Source organism: Burkholderia sp. AU19243 (genome assembly GCF_018148075.1).
Lineage (GTDB): Bacteria > Pseudomonadota > Gammaproteobacteria > Burkholderiales > Burkholderiaceae > Burkholderia > Burkholderia latens_A.
The window spans coordinates 184,245-200,936 of sequence record NZ_JAGSTV010000012.1 but is presented as its reverse complement, the minus strand read 5'-3'; the positions used below and the strand labels follow the sequence as shown (position 1 = coordinate 200,936).

Below are 16,692 nucleotides of genomic sequence, written 5' to 3'. Positions count from 1 at the left end.
ATGAATCACTTCATAAACCTGACTTACTTTAGTGTGAGACTCTTGATACTTTTGCTATCTGATCCGAAGATCAGCTCGCTGCCATCAAGCGCCCACACTTATCGGCTGTTAATTTTTAAAGAGCATTTCTGCGAGGAACTTCGTGTTTCCCAGCAGCGCTGCGTTTTCAGCAGCAGAGAAGCGAGATTATGAACCGCCTTTCTTCGCTCGTCAACAACTTTCTGAACTGCTTCGTTGCGACCGCGAGGGGTTCAGCTTTGTATGCCCAAGGCCGCTACCGCTGACCCAATCGCACCGCCTCCCTTCTTCTCCCGCGCCGCGTTTCCGTTGGCGCGAAAGAGGCGTGATTCTAGGCACCCGCCCGCGGCCGCGCAACCCCTTTTTTGAAATTATTTTGACGCGCGCTACCAAGGGGCCGTTGAGCCGCTCCATTGATCATATGCAAGCAAAGCGGCGGAATCCGTGTCGGTCACCCGTGAACAGTCCCGCCGCCCTTGCATGACGCGCCGTCGCTCACCGCCCGACCATTGCCCTCACCACACCATCCCGCCGGATCAACCCGTGATACAGCGCAGCCGCAAAGTGCGCGATGAACGTCAGGAAGAACAGGTAAGCCAACACACGGTGCGCGACCCGAAGCCACGCAAACGTCACTGGATCAGCGGAGACTAGTGCCGGCAATTGCACGCCGCCGCCCAACGTCACCGGATAGCCGCCAGCCGACAGCATCGCCCACCCGATCAGCGGCATCGCGACCATCAGCGCATACAGCACCAGGTGCGACCCATGCGCGGCCACCTTCTGCCACCAGGGCAAATCGTCAGGCAGCCCCGGTGGCTTCGATGAAAGCCGCACCGCGATCCGGACGCAAACCATCACCAGCACCGCGATTCCCAATGGTTTGTGCAAAGCCACCAAAAAGTCATGCCGCCGGGAAACCGACGCCACCATCCCCACGCCGACGAACAGCATCGTGAGAACCATCGCGGCCATCACCCAATGCAGCACCCTCGCCGGCAAACTAAACGTCGTAGCAGACTTCATCACCGTCCCTCCGCACTCAACCGTGCCACACCGGCTACGCCGGCCTCTTCACTCGTCCTGCGCAGATACGAATCCGCATACGCGGCCGACCGCGCCGCCAGCAACGGATCGCCCGACGCCTGAATCCCCTGCGGCAGCACCGTCGGATCGTAATTCACGTCCCGGCACGGCCCGCTGTCCTGCGGTTCCACGCGATCGAGCACGAACGTGCCCGCGTCGATCGTCGTCCGCTGCGCGGGCCACGTCTTGGTCGCGTCGTCCACCGGGTCGCCGGGCTCGGCCAACGTGACCAGCAACTTCCATTTCTGCGCACCTTCCGCGATGCGCCGCGTCAGGTCCTGCTGAAGCACGTTCGGATCCGCGGCCGTCGCGACATCGCCGGCACCCGCCGTCTGCTCCGGCACGACCCGCCACCGCACCGCCTGACGCTTGCCGGCCGCGTCGACAAAGTAGAACGCGTTCAGCCCGTAATAGCTTTCGGTGACGTAGCTCGCGCTCGGTTTCGCACCCTTCACCCATGCGCGGAACGCGGCCGTCTCCGGATGTGCGCCGAAAAACGCCTTCACCTTCGCCGGATCGGGCTTGCCCGTCGCCGGATCCGGCTGCGTCGCGCGCAATTGCGCGTAGAACGCCTGCGGCGTTGCCACCGGAAACACCGGCATCGCGTTCATCCCGGTCCGCCATTGCTGGCCGTCCGGCGCGGTGAGCTTCAGCGCCAGGCTGCGGATCGGCACGCTGCTGTCCGGCGCATACGGATTGCCGCCAGGCAGCGCGAACCGGCCGACCACCGGCGTACGCACCGCCTTGAAAAACGGCGCCACCGAATACGCGCTCGCGGCGCCGTTGCCTTCGAAGTAGCCGGTCACGCATACGCCCTTCGCGTGATTGCGCCGAAAGCCCGGATGCTCGCCGCCGCCGGCCGTCTGCAGCGCGTCGACGAGCCGGTGCGGCGTCAGGCGCGCCGGCGCGAGCCAACCGCCGACATACCCGAACGCGACGGCCACGCCGGCCACCGCGCCGCCGATCGCTGCCCAGCGCCACCATCCGCGCGCCGGCTCGCGCGGCGGCGAGGAAGAGGAAGATTGCTTCATGGATGCACTCCCGATCGTCTGATCATTGTCGAACGCACGTAGGACGCCGCCCGCACCGCTTTATTCCATCAACACATTTTTCGTATGCTGACGGAATAAGCGGCGCCGACCGGCGTCCTACGCGGTATCTCCACGCTTATCGGCTCGCGCCCCGGCCATGCCCTCAAACGCCCCCGACGACGACGCATTGCGCGAACTCATTCCCCGGCTGCGACGCTTCGCGCTCTGGCTGGCGCGCGACGTCCATGCAGCCGACGATCTCGTCCAGTCGACGCTCGAGCGCGCGCTGTCGCGCTGGACGAGCCGCCGCGACGACGCGTCGCTGCGCAGCTGGCTGTTCACGATCCTTTACCGGCAGTTTCTCGACGGCAAACGCAGCGCGAAGCGCTATGCGTGGCTGCTGGGCCGCATCGGCTCCGACGACGAGCCGCACTGGCCGTCCGCCGAACGCGAAGTGGCCGCGCGCGCAACGCTGGAGGCGTTCGGGCGCCTGTCCGACGAGCAGCGCAGCCTGCTGCTGCTGGTCGCGGTCGAAGGCTTCACGTATCAGGAAGTCGCCGACCTGCTCGACGTGCCGATCGGCACGGTGATGTCGCGGCTATCGCGCGCGCGGCAGGCGCTGCGCCAGCTCAGCGACGGCGAACTTCCTGCCCCTTCCTTGCGGTTGATGAAGAAATGAACATTCCTCCCGACGAACACGATCTTCAAGCCTATGTCGACGGGCAACTCGACAACGACGCACGCGCCGCGGTCGAGCGGTATCTCGCGCTGCATCCCGAGCGCGCCGAACAGGTGAAGCAATGGCGCCAGGATGCGCAGCGACTGCGCGCGGCGCTGGAGCGCGCGCGGATGCCCGACGACAATCCGGCGCTCGATCCGGCAGCGATTCGCGCGCGGCGAGCGGAGCGCACGCGGATGCGGTTCGCGATGGCCGCTTCGTTCGTGTTCTGCATCGGGCTCGGCACGTTCGGTGGATGGCAGGCGCGTGGCCTGGACGCGCAGCCGGCTGTCGCGCCGATGAGCGACGCGGTCAGCGCTTACCGGATGATGGCGGTCGACCGGACGGCAAAGGCCGATTACCGGCCGACCGGTGCGAACGATCTGCAACGATGGTTCACCGCGCGCGTCGGCGCGTCGGCGAAGCTGCCGGATTTGAGTGCGGCCGGGTTCATGCCGGTTGGCGGCCGGTTGTTTACAACGGATCGTGGAGCCACGGCGGTGATGGTGCTCTACGAGGACGATGCCGGGCGGACGCTGAGTTTTTATGTACGGCCCGCGGAATCGTCTCACCGGTTGCTGCCGCCCGGGCAACGCGTGGACGGCGCGCTGCTGGCGCGGTATGGATCGGTGAACGGGCTCAACTTTGCGGTGGTCGGGCCGGCCGGTAATCTGGGGGAACAGGCCGTTCAGCGGGCGCTCGATCAGCAGATTTGAGTGCGGCTATGCGCGGCCCGTTGGTGGCCGACATGTACTGCTACGGCTCGGCGATGCGGTTGCGCCCGACGAACCGATACACAGCGTTCCGATTCGTTTGCGCGGTGATTGTCCACAACGGTCGCAACCGCGCCGCCTGTTGAACCGCTCGCCTTGTGAGCTGCACAGCATTCGCAGTGATTCCGAGTGTCAATACCCGCAACGCCTCTGCCGGTTCGGTGCACAGGATTTGGATTCGTTTGGTCTCGGATTATCCATAGGCTCGCGTCAGCCCTCGGTGGATGCCAACGACGAGCTGCACAACGTTTCCGTTCGTTTTTTGTCCGGCATTTCTGCGCGTCCCGACTTGCCGAACGACGCATACGGGGCAACCTCTTTGCCACAAGCGTTACACAGATGACGTCGAGGTGCTCGAACCCGATGTCACCCGAGCGTTTCTGCATCCGGTGTACGACGGTGTCGGTATCGAGGGTATCGATTCGCGTCGATGAGGAATCAGCCGACGGTCCGGCGTTCGAGGTCCAGGCTCTACGGAGCAATCGGTCCCCCGACTGACCGCTGGTCTCACAGACCGCCGATCCGTTTGTCGATCCGTCCGGCAGTGCACATCTTGCGCCGAGCACAGTCGTCTCACTGTGCTTATCCAAAGGTGTTAACAGAGAACGTATACATACGTAGTGATAGTTAACAAGTGCGCGGCAGCACAGTGGATAAGCTCCGTAACAGCTTGAATTCTCAGGCCGACCCGGAATGCATAACCACCGGCAATGCACAGGCAAATCTCTGTGGAGCGCAGAACAACTTTCCGTCGATTCACGGCTGCCTCGACATATCCTCAATCGTTCCACTGTGAATCCAGAGGCTTGCCGGATGGTTATCCAGAGGCGAATGTGGATAACGTCACAGTGCATCGACGCGTTTTGCTGTGACGAGAGCGCGTGAAGCCGGCGCACTTGCATCGAGGACACACATCGATCTGCAGCGTCGTCACGCGTACGATTAAAAAAATTTTCACGAAGGGGCTTGTGCTCCGTACGAAGCGTCTCTATAATTCGCGGCTTCTTAGGCTCGTAGCTCAGTTGGTTAGAGCACCACCTTGACATGGTGGGGGTCGTTGGTTCGAATCCAATCGAGCCTACCAACGAACAAATCGAAGGGGTCGGCAGCACGCATTGCCTTAAGGCAATCCGGCCGCCAAACATACGAACGCCACGCGGCAACATCGCGTGGCGTTTTTCTTTTTCGACACGAAAACGCACGTGCACCGTCCGCGCACGATGCAATCCGCGGGCGCTCCCTTCGTCGCCGGTCCCGACTTCATCGCGCCACTCAGCGGCCACTGCCGGCCGAGTAGAATCACGTTCGCATCGCCGAGGCCGCGTCGAACGACGCACGATGCACGACCCATCAAAACGACAACGCGCGTCGCGCGCGACCGAGAGCACGCCATCATGTCCGAGATCACGACAACCGCATCGCCCGCGAACAACGAAGAAATCGCCGCCTATGTCGGCAAGAAAGCGGCGTGGTACGAGAACAAATGGGCAATCGCCGCATCGCGCAAGAACCGCCTGTCGTGGAACTGGGCTGCGTGCTTTCTCGGTCCGGTGTGGATCGCGTATCGCTGCATGTACTGGCAAGCGGCCGCCGTGCTCGGCGCGACGATGGCGGTCCTGTTCGTCGAGTTGCTGTTCTTCCCGAAATACGTCGAATCCACGTCACTCGATCCGGTCACGATCGCGATCGCCGTTACGCTCGGCTGGTGTGCGAACGGCATCTACAAGGCGCACGTCGAGCGTCGGATCGAGAAGCTGCGGCCCAGCGCGACATCGCGCGAATCGTTTCTTGCGCTGTTGAGTGCAGAGGGCGGCACGAACTGGCTCGCGGCGATCGGCTTCGCGATCGCGACGCCCGCGCTCGGCTATCTGATCCTGATCCTTTGCAATGCCGCCGGCGGCATCGAATAAGCGCCAAAGGCACCGGCGCAAAAAACGAGGAGGGCGACGACGCGGAGCGCAGCCGCCGCCTCGAACGCCCGTGCCGCGATGCGCGGCCATGCATCAATGCAGATGCTTCAGCTTGTCCGGATTGCGCACCACGTAGATCGCGACGATCTTGCCGCCCTCGATCTCGAGCGCAGTGGTCTGCAGCTCGCCATCGGCTTCCAGCGTGACGAATCCCGGCAGCCCATTGACGAATCCGGCGCGCACGAGCTTCGACGCGTGCGTCGCGAACAGCCCGGCCAGATACTCGTGCACCTTCATCACACGCTCGAAGCCGAACACCGGCTTGCCGGCGGCCACGCGCTTACCGCCGCCGTCCGAATGCAGGCTCACGTCCTCGGCGAGCATCGCGCCGAGCGTGCGCATGTCGCCGCTGCGTGACGCCGCGAAGAACGCCTCGGCCAGCTCGATCCCGCGCTGCTTTTCGACGTGGAACCGCGGCCGCGCGTCGCGCACGTGCGTGCGCGCCCGCGCGGCGAGCTGCCGGCACGCGGCCGGATCGCGTTGGATCGTCGTCGCGATCTCGTCGAATTCGACGCCGAACACGTCATGCAGCAAAAACGCCGCGCGCTCCAGCGGCGAGAACCGCTCGAGTGCGAGCATCAGCGGCAGCGTGACGTCTTCCTGCTCGTCTTCGTCGACGACCGGTTCTGGCAGCCACGGGCCGATATACGTTTCACGCTGGCGCCGCGCAGACTTCAATTGATCGAGACACATGCGCATCACCATGCGGCGCAGGAACGCTTCGGGCACGCGCACCTCGGTGCGATCGACCTCCATCCAGCGAATGAACGCCTCCTGCACGATGTCCTCGGCGTCCGCGACGGAACCGAGCATCCGGTACGCGACGCGGATCAGCGTGCGACGCAGCGGGTCGAAGCTCGCCGCCGCATCGGCATGGTGTGCGGCGCTGCCGGGCGCCGGATCGACGCTCGTCATCAAGCGACCATCTTCGCGGCAGCAGCCTTCGCGTCGGCCGGATCGATCCACAGCCCGAAGCCGACGGCGAGCCGGTTCCAGCCGTTGATCACGTTGATCATCAGCGTGAGTTTCACTTGTTCCTCCTGGCTGAAGTGGTCGTTGAGCGCCGCGTACGCGGCTTCGTACCCGCCGCGGCCTTCCGACAGCCGTGTCAGCGCATCGGTCCAGCCGAGCGCCGCGCGTTCGCGGTCGGTATAGCAGGGCGCTTCGCGCCACGCGGCAAGCAGGTTGATGCGCTGCTCGGTCTCGCCTTGCTCACGCGCCTCGGTCGTGTGCATGTTAAGGCAGTTCGCGCAGGCGTTGATCTGCGACGCGCGGATCTTGACCAGCTCGATCAGCGTCGGCTCGAGGCTCCCGGCAGCGGCGACCGATACGGCCATCCAGTTCTTCATCAGCGCGGGCGCAGCGGCAAACGGATTGAGTTTCGCAGCCATGATTCCTTCTCCTTTCGTGTGGGTTCCGTCGGTATGACGAGCGAGCACCCCGCGCGTGTGACATCGGCGCAAAAAATTTTCAAAAGCAGGGAAGAACAGGGCGGCAAGCGAGGTTGTCCGGCACACCGAAGGTCGCGGCGTGCGGCGCTTCGCGCAGCACCCTGGCCGACACGAAGCCGCGTTGCCGGGGTACCGACGCGACCGGACCTTTCGTGCATACCGCGCGGCTGTCACGAGGCGTCGGCAGGCTGGCGTGCAGGCACGACGCTTGCGTACCCCGGCCTGGCGCCGCGCCGACGGGGGCACGCGATCGATCACGTCGCCAGATCCTGCAATGCGATTCCTTTCATTTTCATTTCTGTTTTGTTTCACCCGAAATCCGATTCGCGACGTTCACATTTCTGGCCCATACTGTTCTGCACGGGCAGATGGAGTGGTGCCGCATCGGCGGCCCGGCGCGCGCGCCGGTTGCCCGACGACGCAGCAACGAAGGACGCACGTCAGCCGCGCGCATTCAAGCGCAAGGCTTTCCTTTTTCCGGCAACGCAACGCAGCGAATCGCGACGTGGACGGTAAACCGATGAGCCTCCCAGCATCCGAGCTTCAGCGCCGTTACCAGGACGTGCGCAACCATAGCGTCGAATTGACGGCGACGTTGTCCGCCGAAGACCAGGCCGTGCAGTCGATGCCCGACGCGAGCCCGACGAAGTGGCACCTCGCGCATACGACCTGGTTCTTCGAAACAGTCGTGCTGATGCGTCGCGTGCCCGGCTACGCGCCGTTCAACGACGCATTCCAGTTCCTGTTCAACTCGTATTACGAAGCGCTGGGTCCGCGTCACCCGCGGCCGCAGCGCGGGCTGCTCACGCGTCCGTCGCTCGCCGAAGTGCATGCATATCGACAGCACGTCGACGAAGCGATGTTGAATGCGCTCGCCGGTGCCGATTCGACGCTCTTCGACACGATCGCGCCGGAGGTCGAGCTCGGGCTGCATCACGAGCAGCAGCACCAGGAGCTAATCACGACCGACATGCTCCATGCGTTCTCGTGCAATCCGCTGAAGCCGGCGTTCCGGCCGCGCCGCGAAGCGGACCCGCACGCACTCGCCGCCGGCGACGCCGGCCCGCTGCGCTGGCTGCGTCAGCCGGGCGGCCTCGTCGAAATCGGCCACGACGGCGACGCGTTTTCGTTCGACAACGAGCGGCCGCGCCATACGGCACTCGTGCGGCCGTACGAGATCGCGAACCGGCTCGTGACGAACGCGGAGTTCGCGGCGTTCATCGCCGACGGCGGCTACGCGCGCCCGGAGTTCTGGCTGTCGGACGGCTGGGCGACCGTGCAGCGGGAAGGGTGGCAAGCGCCCGCATACTGGCTGTCCTCCGACGACGGCGCGACGGCGCCGCACGAATGGCGCACGTTCGGGCTGCACGGCGTCGAGCCGTTTGCACCCGATGCGCCGGTGTGCCACGTGAGCTTTTACGAAGCCGCCGCGTATGCGGAATGGGCGGGTGCGCGGCTGCCGACCGAGTTCGAATGGGAAGCGGCGTTCGGCGCGGACGGTATTCGCGAAATGCTCGGCCACGTGTGGCAGTGGACACGTTCGTCGTACGAACCGTATCCAGGCTTTCGGCCGCTTGCCGGGGTAGCGGCCGAATACAACGGCAAGTTCATGGTCGGTCAGCAAGTGCTGCGCGGCAGCAGCATCGCAACGCCGCCCGGGCACGAACGGCCGACGTACCGCAATTTCTTTCCGCCGGCCGCGCGCTGGCAATTCACGGGAGTGCGACTTGCGCGAGACGTCTGACCTGACGGCCACGAGCGGTGGCCTGCAACCCGCCCGCGATTCGCGGCCCAGCGCGTTCGAGCGCGACCTGATCGACGGGCTGTCGCGCACGCCGCGCAGCATACCGCCGAAATATTTCTACGATGCGGCGGGTTCCGTGCTGTTCGATCGCATCTGCGAACTGCCCGAGTATTACCCGACGCGCACCGAACTCGCGATTCTGCGCGATCGCGCGGCCGAGATCGTGCAGCGCGTCGGCCCGCACGCGGATATCGTCGAATTCGGCGCGGGTTCGCTCGAGAAGATCCGCATCCTGCTCGACGCGTTCGCCGGCAACTACGCGAATGCACCCGCGCGCTACGTGCCAATCGACATCTCGGCGGACTATCTGCATGGCGCGGCCGCCCGGCTGCGCGCAGCGTATCCGTGGCTCGACGTCGCGCCGATCGCGGCCGACTACACGAGGGCCGAGCAACTGGCCGAGCTGACGGAGACGCCGCGGCGGCGCATCGGCTTTTTCCCGGGATCGACGATCGGCAACTTTTCGCCGGAAGAAGCCGATGCGTTCCTGCGCGATGCGGCGCGACTGTTGCGCGGCGGCGGCCTGCTCGTCGGCGCGGATCTCGTCAAGGACGAACGCACGCTGCATCACGCGTACAACGACGCGCAGGGCGTGACCGCGCAGTTCAACCTGAACTTGCTCGCGCGCGCGAACGCGGAGCTCGGCGCGGACTTCGACCTCGACGCGTTCTCGCATTGTGCGTTCTACGATCGCGAGCGGCAACGCATCGAAATGCATCTCGTCAGCGATATCGCGCAGACAGTGCACGTTCGCGGCCACGTGTTCCGCTTCGAGGCCGGCGAGCGCATTCATACGGAGAATTCGCACAAGTTCACGATCGACGGTTTCCACGTGATCGCGCGGCGCGCGGGATTCGAGCCGGACACCGTATGGACCGATGCGGACAATCTGTTCAGCGTGCACTGGCTGCGCAGCGTCGACGACATCCGCGCGTAGCGCCGTTGCGAGGCGCAATCGTGCGGGCGAAAAGTTCGCATGCCGGCTGCGTCCCCACGCTCGATTTCCGGGAAATATTCCCGCCTTTACCGATTCGACGCGCCGTCGCAACGGCGTGTCGAATCGCGGCTCTCCCTTTCTCCGCAACGCGTTGCGCCGCCTCGTAAACGGCCGTTACCGGTCTCGCAGACCGGTTTCACCTGTGTCTGCCCGCGATGCCTAGACTCCAAACCGTAGTCACATCAAGCACGACACGTGCAGGGAGTCGCGAAATGAGCAAGAAACTTATTCTCGGTGCAGTTCTCGGTGTAGCCGCGCTCGCAGCGTCGGGCGTGGCATCGGCCCATGTCGACCTGTCGGTGGGAATCGGTGTGCCGGGCGTCTACGCCGCGCCGGCGCCCGTGTACGTCGCGCCGCCTCCGCCGGTGATGTACGCACCGGTCGGCTATCGCGACGACGATTGGCGTGCGCGTCAGTGGCGTGAACACGAGTGGCGTCGCCGCGAATGGCGCGAACACGAGTGGCGCGAGCGCGGCTGGCGTGACGGCGGCGGCTGGCGCGGCCGCTGGGACTGACGGCCGGCGACTGACCGGCGACGGCAGCATCGACCCGACCTCACGACGACAAGGAGTGTGAGCGCATGAAACCCATTCGACACATCAGGTTGTACGCCACGGCAGCAGTCGTTGCGTTCGCAACGATCGGCAGTGCGCACGCAGCGGGCTGCATGAAGGGTGCGGTGGTCGGCGGCGTCGCCGGCCACTACGCGGGACATCACGCCGTGGCCGGCGCGGTTGGCGGTTGCGTCGTCGGCCACCACATGGCGAAGAAACACGAGAAGGAGCAGGCCGCGCAGCGCAAGGCCGCCGCGCACGACGATCAGGCGTCGCAGTAAGCGCGTCCACCGTCGCAGCGGTGAACGCCGCTGCCGACTTTCAAGTTCCTTGTTCGAGGGCGCGCGGCCGCGCAGTCCGCGCACGCGGCAGCCACCCCGGAATTGATCGGACGAATGAGCTGCGGCGCATGCCGTTACGATCATTTACAACGCCGCGTAGCGCGGAAACGGCGCGTTCCTAGAATGCAATCATTCCAATGCGCTCCAGGGAGCAACAATGAAAACGCAACGATATCTGTCCGTCCTCGCAGCCGCGCTGCTCGCACTCGGCGCCGTCTCCGCGAATGCGGCGGGCGGGGGCAACGGCGGTGGTGGCGGTGGCGGCAACGGCGGTGGTCATGGCGCCGGCGGCATGGGCGGGATGAGCGGCAACGCGGGCGGCATGTCCGCGGGCCATATGAGCGGCCAGGCGCTGAGCAATTCGAAGAGCTTCAGCGCAGGCGACCGCGACAAGGGCCTCGCGCGTGCAGCCGACCGCTCCGACACGATCGCAGACCGCGCGGGTACGCAGCCAGGCCATGGGCATACGCACGGCCATACCGCGCATACGAAGACGTCGACGCATCACGGCCATCGCAACGCGTTCGGCCGCACGCTGTAAACCGGCGCACCACACATCGGGACGGGCGCTCGATTCGGCTACTTTTCTCGGCGCGGCGGTCAATATGCGTGTCGCGGTGAAACATCGAACCGACCCGATTTGCAACCAGCCGTAACCGCTCGGCTGCGCCGCCGACAATGCGAATCGCTTTCAGCGGGATGACAACTGGATTGGCGTATCGAAACGGAGCAGCAGGGGACACATGAAAAAAGGGCGGCTCGTCGCCGCCCTCCGCCCGTCGTTTCAGCGCGCCGCGCCCGCGCGCGGCGACCCGACCGATGCCGGCTCGAACAGCGCATCGACCCGCGTCACGCGGACGAAGCGCGCCGCGTCTTCACCATCCACCAGCGCACGGAAATGCGCTTCGCCGCAAGCGAGCTTCGCGCGTTCGTGCTCGGTCGCGACATCGCCATCCGCGTTCGGCGTATCGACGACGAAGTACAGCCGCTCGCCGCCTTCGTGCTCCGCGAGCACGGCCCAGTCGGGATGATAGCTGCCGAGCGGCGTCGGCACGCGGAACCACGCCGGCAGCTTCGCATACAGCTTCACGCCGTCGTGCGCTTCGAGCGCATCGGCGAACGCGCGCTCCGCATCCGTATCGCACACCACCGCCTCGTGGATCGACTTGCGCGCATCGAGCCGCAGGCTGCGCAGATAACCAGTCAGTGCTTCGCTTTCGAACGACTCGAGCGCATGCACGTGGCGATCGCCGAGCTTCCGGTAGGCGATGCCCGCGACCAGCGCGAGCCGCTTGCAGCGGTTGATCGCCTCGGCGGCCAGCGCGATGAACTGCTGCGGATTCACGCGGAAGTCGTCGAGCCTGCCGCTGTCGGCCAGGATCGTCGCGAGCGAACGGCGCGTGAGCTGCGTGCGGTCCTGCAGCTCGGTGAGCAGGTCGGGGAGCGGGAGCTCGCCTTCGTCGATCAACACCGTGCCGGCACCGGCGACTTCGATTGCTTCGATGCCGGCCTTGCCGATATCGATCTCGGCCTTGCGCCATTGCAGCCGGGCACGTGCGATGTCCGGCGCGTCGCGCAGCGCGGCCGTGCAGTCGCGCACGAGCTTCGCGTTGTCGAACTCGACGCTGTACACGGTGCGATGGCGGATGCGGTCCCACAGCGCGCGGAAGTCGTCGCCGAACACGACGGCCTTGCCAGCAGCATCGCGCCGCAACGCGATCGCGCGACGTTCGTCCGCATTGCGCACCGCGAAGCGGCCCGACAGCTTGCGCAGCGTTGCGACGATCGGCGCGCGCAGCGTCTCGAACGCTTGCGGCAGCACGAGCGCGCTCTGGCGCAGCGCGTCCTTCAGCCGGTCGAGCACCTTGCCCTGCGCGTCCACGTAGCCCTGCTCGTGCAGATGCGTCCACAGCACGCGCGACAGCTCGACGCCGAGTGCATGCGCGGGCCCGTCGCCTTCCTGCACCGGCAACGCCGCGAACTGGTGTTGCTCGACGATGCCGAAACGGATGCCCGTATCGGCCTCGATTTCCTTCTGCAGATTCTCCGCGAACGACTCGTAGCGCTCGGTCGCGATCACGGTGAGCGTATTCACTCCCGGGTCGCGCACGCGTTCGCCGTCCTGGTCGACCGCGAGGCGCAGCCCGCGGCCCAGCGTCTGACGGCGCTCGCGTTCGGTCTGGATGTCGCGCAGCGTGCAGATCTGGAACACGTTCGGGTTGTCCCAGCCTTCCTTCAGCGCCGAGTGCGAGAAGATGAACTTCAGCGGCGTGTCGAACGACAGCAGCGCTTCCTTCTCGCGCATGATCAGGCCGTACGCGCGCTCCGCGTTCTCGCGGGCCGCGGCACTGCTTTCGCTCGTGTCGGTCCAGCCGCCCTTGCGGTCGATCGAGAAGTAGCCGTTGTGCGCACGCTCGACTTCGCGCGCGATGTCGACGCCGTCGAACAGCGCACGGTAGGCCGGCACGCGGGCCGCACGCGCGTATTCCTCTTCGAAGATCAGCGCGTAGTCGCCCTTCACGGGCATCCCGTTCTCGTCGTAGCGGCGATAGCGCTCGACCGAATCGACGAAGAACAGCGACAGCACCTTCACGCCGCGCTCGGCCAGCCGCAACTCCTTGTCGAGATGCTCGCGGATCGTGCGGCGGATCATCTCGCGCTGCACGGCGAGCGTGTCGATGTCGCCGAAGGCCTCGCCGAGCGACAGAAACGCCTCGCCTTCCGGATGGCGCAGCTCGACGTACTCGGCGCCCTTCGCCGCATGCACTTCGCCGATCCGAAGCCCCGCATACAGCGCGCGCTTCGTCAGGCGCTCGAGATCGTCGCCGTCGGTCGCCGACACGATCTGGCGCTTCACGCCGGCCGCGGTCGCGACGTCGAGCTCGATGCGCGCGCTGATCGCGCCGCGCCGGTTCGATACACCGACGAGCCGCACGTAAGGCTTGTTGTGCGCGTCCTCGACGATCGCCGATGCGATCTCGATCTGCTTCACGAGCTTGCGCTCGTACGCGTCGACCGCATCGAGCCGATACACCATGTGGTGACGATCGACGTGCGTGGCCGAATAGCGCAGCGTGCAGAGCGGCGCCATCGCGGCCAGCGCTTCACGCCCGCGCCCTTCGAGCCCGCCGTCGACACTCTGGGGCTCGTCGACGATCACGATCGGCCGCGTCGCGCGGATCAGGTCGATCGGCTTCTCGCCGCCGGTCTTCTCGCTGTCCTTGTAGAGGTTGTTGATCTCTTTCTTGTTGATCGCCGCGACCGTCATCACCATGATCTGGATCGCCGCGCTCGCCGCGAAGTGGCGCACCTGGCCGAGCTTCGCGGAGTCGTACAGGAAATAGTCGTACGGCACGCCCGCGTACAGCGCGCGGAAGTGATCCTCGGTGATCGAGAGCGTCTTGTGCACGCCTTCCTTGATCGCGATCGACGGCACGACGATCACGAACTTCGTGAAGCCGTAGCGGCGGTTCAACTCGAAGATCGTGCGCAGGTACACGTAGGTCTTGCCGGTGCCGGTCTCCATCTCGACGGTGAAGTCGCGCGAGCCTGGCTGGCCGGATGGCGGCAGGCCGCCGCGCAATTGCACGTCAGCGAGATTGCGTGCGAGCGCGTCGTCGGTCAGCGACAGCCGGTTGCCGACGCCTTGCTCCGATACCGCGAAGCCGAGCGAGCCTTGCGCGGCGGCCGTCGTGCCAGGTGCGGCGTTCGCGAGCACGCTGAAGTCGCCGCGATACGACTCCTGGCCGCGGAACAGGTCGCAGACGGCGTCGATCGCCTCGCGCTGGTAGTCGAGATCCGCTTCGAAATGCAGCCGCATCACAGGCTCCGCACGCGCTTCACGCCGTGCTGTTCGAGCAGCGCGGCGAGATTGAGCTTCGCAACGTCGTCGACGAAACCGCTATCGCGGAACAGGCACGTGACGTCGCGCGTCGCGCCGGTCGCATCGAGCAGGTCGACGATGCCGTCGGCGAGCGGGCCCGCGTCGTCGCGCGACAGCCGCGCGTCGAAGCACGCGACGATCGCACGGCCGATCAGGTGCACGGTCTTGCCGGCCACCTGATGATGCTCGACCGGTGTGCACAGATCCAGGCCGAGCTTCAGCGTCAGCTCGGCGAGCAGGTCGTCTTCGGTGCGGCCCGTCTTCACGTGCTCGACAGACGCGAACAGCGCGTGATCGAAATCGTCGCGGCGCGGATCCCATTCGATCACGTTGGTCGTGTCGAGCCGGTATACGCGAAAACCGAGGTCGCCATAGCTTTCCGGATAGTCGCGCGCGACCTGTTGCGCAGCGCGGCGCAGGCGCTCCTTCGTGATTTCCGCGAGCGTCAGCGGCTTCTTCAGCTTCGCGCAAAAATCGGCGGCGGCGGCTTGCGTCTTGTCGCGGCGATCCAGCGCTTCCGGCAGCTGCACGAGGATGTAGCGGCGCGCGCCGCCGTCGGTCGCGTTCACCTGCATCACCGCGTGGCCAGTGGACCCGGAGCCCGCGAAGCAGTCGAGCACGATGTCGTCGCCGCGCGTGCACCAGCCGATCACGGCCGCAGCGAAGTCGACCGGCTTCGGCTGGTCGAACGGAATCCCGAGCGCCTTCAGCAGCGCGTCGTCGGAGCCCGCGAACGGCAGCACCGACGGCACGTTCTCGTACATGTTCTCGTCGAGGTAGTAGATGCGTTGCGGCTGCGTGGTTTCATCCGGGCCGAATTCGATCTGGCCGCGCTCGATCAGCGCCTGCATCGTCGCGGGCGGATTGCGCCAGCCCCGCGCCGGCATCGCGCACGGCTTGCCCGTGACGGGATGGATCAGCGGCGTGAAATATTCGTCCGGCGCCTTCTTCTTGTTCGGCCATGCCATCGACACAAGCCGGTACACGCGCCCGTCGGCCGACAGCCGGTCGTACATCGCTTCGCCGCCGGACAGGTTGGTCTGCGCCTTCATCCACGCGCGGTACGCCTTTTGCGCGTCTTTCGCGTTGCCGCTGCGGTACACCGCGTCGTGTGCGGCATCGAGCATGCGCTGCGCGTTGCGCTTCGGGCGCTTCAGCGGCGCCTGTTCGAGCAGCGTCTCGGCGTTGCGCGCGAACAGCACCAGCGATTCGTGCTGGTACGCAATGCCGCGCGCGTCGCCCTTCGGGTTGCGCTTGTCCCACACGGCCACGCCGAGCTCGTTTTCCTCGCCGAAGATTTCGCGCAGCATCAGCACGAGCGCATGCACCTCGTGCTCGTCGATGTGGACGGCGATCAGCCCTTCATCGGACAGCAGCGCATGCGCAAGCTTCAGGCGCGGGTACATCATGTTCAGCCAGTCGGTGTGGAACCGGCCGTTCGCCTCGGTATTGGTGCTGCGCTTCACGCCGCCTTCGGTCTGGCCCGTCATCGACAGGTAGTGACGAATGCTGTCGCTGAAGTCGTCCGGATAGACGAAATCGCTGCCGGTGTTGTACGGCGGGTCGATGTAGACGAGCTTCACCTTGCCCGCGTAGCTCTTGTGCAGCAGCTTCATCACGTCGAGGTTGTCGCCCTCGATCACTAGATGGCGCGTGTCGTCCCACGCGACGCTGTCGTCGGGACACGGGCGCAGCGTGCCGGTCGAAGGCGTGAGCGCGGCCTGGCGCGCGCTGCGCTTGCCGTGCCAGTGGAAGCCGTAGCGTTCGTCGGCATCGCCGACGGCGCGCTCGCCGACCAGCGCCTTCAGCACGTCGACGTCGACCGATGCGCCGTGCGGGCCTTCGGTCACGAGTTCGGGGAACAGCGCCTTCAGGCGCGCGACGTTGTCGGCGATGAAATCCGTCGACATCGCCTGCGGGCTCTCCGCATCGAGTTTCTGCATCGTTTTTTCCATCGAAGCCCGGCCGCGGCGCCACGACATCGGGCGCACACGCGGCAGCGGCGGCAATGGCCACCCGGGCAAACCCGAAACGCTAGCGAGTCGGTCGGCGCAGGTCAAGCACCG

The 16,692-nt window shown here is 65.6% G+C and carries 15 protein-coding genes and 1 tRNA gene; 10 read left to right on the top strand and 6 right to left on the bottom strand.

Going from position 1 to position 16,692, the window contains the following annotated elements; translation table 11 throughout:
* Nucleotides 1-192 (top strand): hypothetical protein (locus KDW55_RS22105; protein WP_212198037.1); only part of this gene is annotated, 192 nt, incomplete at its 5' end.
* Nucleotides 193-513: 321 nt separating this feature from the next.
* On the opposite strand, the gene KDW55_RS22100 is transcribed toward KDW55_RS22105, so the two are convergent.
* Together KDW55_RS22100 and KDW55_RS22095 are read right to left on the bottom strand one after the other, a co-directional pair.
* A complete protein-coding gene (locus KDW55_RS22100) occupies nucleotides 514-1,044 on the bottom strand; it encodes a cytochrome b (RefSeq protein ID WP_174554663.1) in 531 nt (176 codons plus the stop codon).
* Nucleotides 1,044-2,135 (bottom strand): catalase family peroxidase, encoded by a 1,092-nt coding sequence (locus KDW55_RS22095; RefSeq protein WP_069240942.1) that lies wholly within the window; start codon nucleotides 2,133-2,135, stop codon nucleotides 1,044-1,046. The genes KDW55_RS22100 and KDW55_RS22095 overlap by 1 nt, the downstream gene beginning before the upstream one ends.
* 157 nt (nucleotides 2,136-2,292) lie before the next feature.
* Here KDW55_RS22095 and KDW55_RS22090 point away from each other — a divergent pair, with 157 nt between their 5' ends.
* The 4 genes from KDW55_RS22090 (at nucleotide 2,293) to KDW55_RS22075 (ending at nucleotide 5,536) form a co-directional block, all read left to right on the top strand.
* Nucleotides 2,293-2,814 (top strand): sigma-70 family RNA polymerase sigma factor, encoded by a 522-nt coding sequence (locus KDW55_RS22090; protein ID WP_040142633.1) that lies wholly within the window; start codon nucleotides 2,293-2,295, stop codon nucleotides 2,812-2,814.
* The gene (locus KDW55_RS22085; protein WP_059548166.1) at nucleotides 2,811-3,569 is read left to right on the top strand and encodes a hypothetical protein; all 759 of its coding nucleotides are present in this window, start codon (nucleotides 2,811-2,813) and stop codon (nucleotides 3,567-3,569) included. Before KDW55_RS22090 ends, KDW55_RS22085 begins: the two co-directional genes overlap by 4 nt.
* A 1,064-nt stretch (nucleotides 3,570-4,633) precedes the next feature.
* A tRNA-Val gene (locus tag KDW55_RS22080) sits at nucleotides 4,634-4,710 on the top strand.
* A gap of 310 nt (nucleotides 4,711-5,020) precedes the next feature.
* Nucleotides 5,021-5,536: a DUF2628 domain-containing protein gene (locus KDW55_RS22075; protein ID WP_059548192.1), complete on the top strand. Its 516-nt coding sequence runs from the start codon at nucleotides 5,021-5,023 to the stop codon at nucleotides 5,534-5,536.
* Nucleotides 5,537-5,629: 93 nt separating this feature from the next.
* Here KDW55_RS22075 and KDW55_RS22070 read toward each other — a convergent pair whose 3' ends face one another.
* Nucleotides 5,630-6,511 carry a sigma-70 family RNA polymerase sigma factor gene (locus KDW55_RS22070; protein ID WP_212161019.1) on the bottom strand — a complete coding sequence of 294 codons (882 nt, stop codon included), beginning with the start codon at nucleotides 6,509-6,511 and terminating at the stop codon, nucleotides 5,630-5,632.
* Nucleotides 6,511-6,987 carry a carboxymuconolactone decarboxylase family protein gene (locus KDW55_RS22065; protein ID WP_212161020.1) on the bottom strand — a complete coding sequence of 159 codons (477 nt, stop codon included), beginning with the start codon at nucleotides 6,985-6,987 and terminating at the stop codon, nucleotides 6,511-6,513. Before KDW55_RS22065 ends, KDW55_RS22070 begins: the two co-directional genes overlap by 1 nt.
* A gap of 580 nt (nucleotides 6,988-7,567) precedes the next feature.
* Between KDW55_RS22065 and egtB the strand changes: the two genes are divergently transcribed.
* From egtB to KDW55_RS22040, 5 genes are all read left to right on the top strand, one after another.
* A complete protein-coding gene (gene egtB, locus KDW55_RS22060) occupies nucleotides 7,568-8,791 on the top strand; it encodes an ergothioneine biosynthesis protein EgtB (protein ID WP_069240941.1) in 1,224 nt (407 codons plus the stop codon).
* Nucleotides 8,775-9,788, top strand: coding sequence for an L-histidine N(alpha)-methyltransferase (egtD, locus tag KDW55_RS22055; protein ID WP_209824797.1), 1,014 nt, complete (start codon nucleotides 8,775-8,777; stop codon nucleotides 9,786-9,788). Before egtB ends, egtD begins: the two co-directional genes overlap by 17 nt.
* Before the next feature lie 272 nt (nucleotides 9,789-10,060).
* A complete protein-coding gene (locus tag KDW55_RS22050; RefSeq protein ID WP_040142646.1) occupies nucleotides 10,061-10,363 on the top strand; it encodes a hypothetical protein in 303 nt (100 codons plus the stop codon).
* A 65-nt stretch (nucleotides 10,364-10,428) separates the two neighbouring features.
* The gene (locus KDW55_RS22045; RefSeq protein WP_040142648.1) at nucleotides 10,429-10,683 is read left to right on the top strand and encodes a glycine zipper 2TM domain protein; all 255 of its coding nucleotides are present in this window, start codon (nucleotides 10,429-10,431) and stop codon (nucleotides 10,681-10,683) included.
* Between the two features lie 217 nt (nucleotides 10,684-10,900).
* Nucleotides 10,901-11,284, top strand: a complete 384-nt coding sequence (locus KDW55_RS22040; RefSeq protein WP_209824799.1) for a hypothetical protein — start codon at nucleotides 10,901-10,903, stop codon at nucleotides 11,282-11,284.
* Between the two features lie 243 nt (nucleotides 11,285-11,527).
* On the opposite strand, the gene KDW55_RS22035 is transcribed toward KDW55_RS22040, so the two are convergent.
* Both KDW55_RS22035 and KDW55_RS22030 read right to left on the bottom strand, forming a co-directional pair.
* Nucleotides 11,528-14,563, bottom strand: a complete 3,036-nt coding sequence (locus tag KDW55_RS22035) for a DEAD/DEAH box helicase family protein (RefSeq protein ID WP_059548155.1) — start codon at nucleotides 14,561-14,563, stop codon at nucleotides 11,528-11,530.
* A complete protein-coding gene (locus KDW55_RS22030; RefSeq protein ID WP_040144840.1) occupies nucleotides 14,563-16,581 on the bottom strand; it encodes a site-specific DNA-methyltransferase in 2,019 nt (672 codons plus the stop codon). Before KDW55_RS22030 ends, KDW55_RS22035 begins: the two co-directional genes overlap by 1 nt.
* Between the last annotated feature and the right edge of the window lie 111 nt (nucleotides 16,582-16,692).

Excerpts from the sequence above, each read along its gene's own strand:
- KDW55_RS22100 (WP_174554663.1), bottom strand. The coding sequence starts at position 1,044 with ATGAAGTCTGCTACGACGTTTAGTTTGCCGGCGAGGGTGCTGCATTGG.
- KDW55_RS22095 (WP_069240942.1), bottom strand. The coding sequence starts at position 2,135 with ATGAAGCAATCTTCCTCTTCCTCGCCGCCGCGCGAGCCGGCGCGCGGA.
- KDW55_RS22090 (WP_040142633.1), top strand. The coding sequence starts at position 2,293 with ATGCCCTCAAACGCCCCCGACGACGACGCATTGCGCGAACTCATTCCC.
- KDW55_RS22085 (WP_059548166.1), top strand. The coding sequence starts at position 2,811 with ATGAACATTCCTCCCGACGAACACGATCTTCAAGCCTATGTCGACGGG.
- KDW55_RS22075 (WP_059548192.1), top strand. The coding sequence starts at position 5,021 with ATGTCCGAGATCACGACAACCGCATCGCCCGCGAACAACGAAGAAATC.
- KDW55_RS22070 (WP_212161019.1), bottom strand. The coding sequence starts at position 6,511 with ATGACGAGCGTCGATCCGGCGCCCGGCAGCGCCGCACACCATGCCGAT.
- KDW55_RS22065 (WP_212161020.1), bottom strand. The coding sequence starts at position 6,987 with ATGGCTGCGAAACTCAATCCGTTTGCCGCTGCGCCCGCGCTGATGAAG.
- egtB (WP_069240941.1), top strand. The coding sequence starts at position 7,568 with ATGAGCCTCCCAGCATCCGAGCTTCAGCGCCGTTACCAGGACGTGCGC.
- KDW55_RS22050 (WP_040142646.1), top strand. The coding sequence starts at position 10,061 with ATGAGCAAGAAACTTATTCTCGGTGCAGTTCTCGGTGTAGCCGCGCTC.
- KDW55_RS22045 (WP_040142648.1), top strand. The coding sequence starts at position 10,429 with ATGAAACCCATTCGACACATCAGGTTGTACGCCACGGCAGCAGTCGTT.
- KDW55_RS22040 (WP_209824799.1), top strand. The coding sequence starts at position 10,901 with ATGAAAACGCAACGATATCTGTCCGTCCTCGCAGCCGCGCTGCTCGCA.
- KDW55_RS22035 (WP_059548155.1), bottom strand. The coding sequence starts at position 14,563 with ATGCGGCTGCATTTCGAAGCGGATCTCGACTACCAGCGCGAGGCGATC.
- KDW55_RS22030 (WP_040144840.1), bottom strand. The coding sequence starts at position 16,581 with ATGGAAAAAACGATGCAGAAACTCGATGCGGAGAGCCCGCAGGCGATG.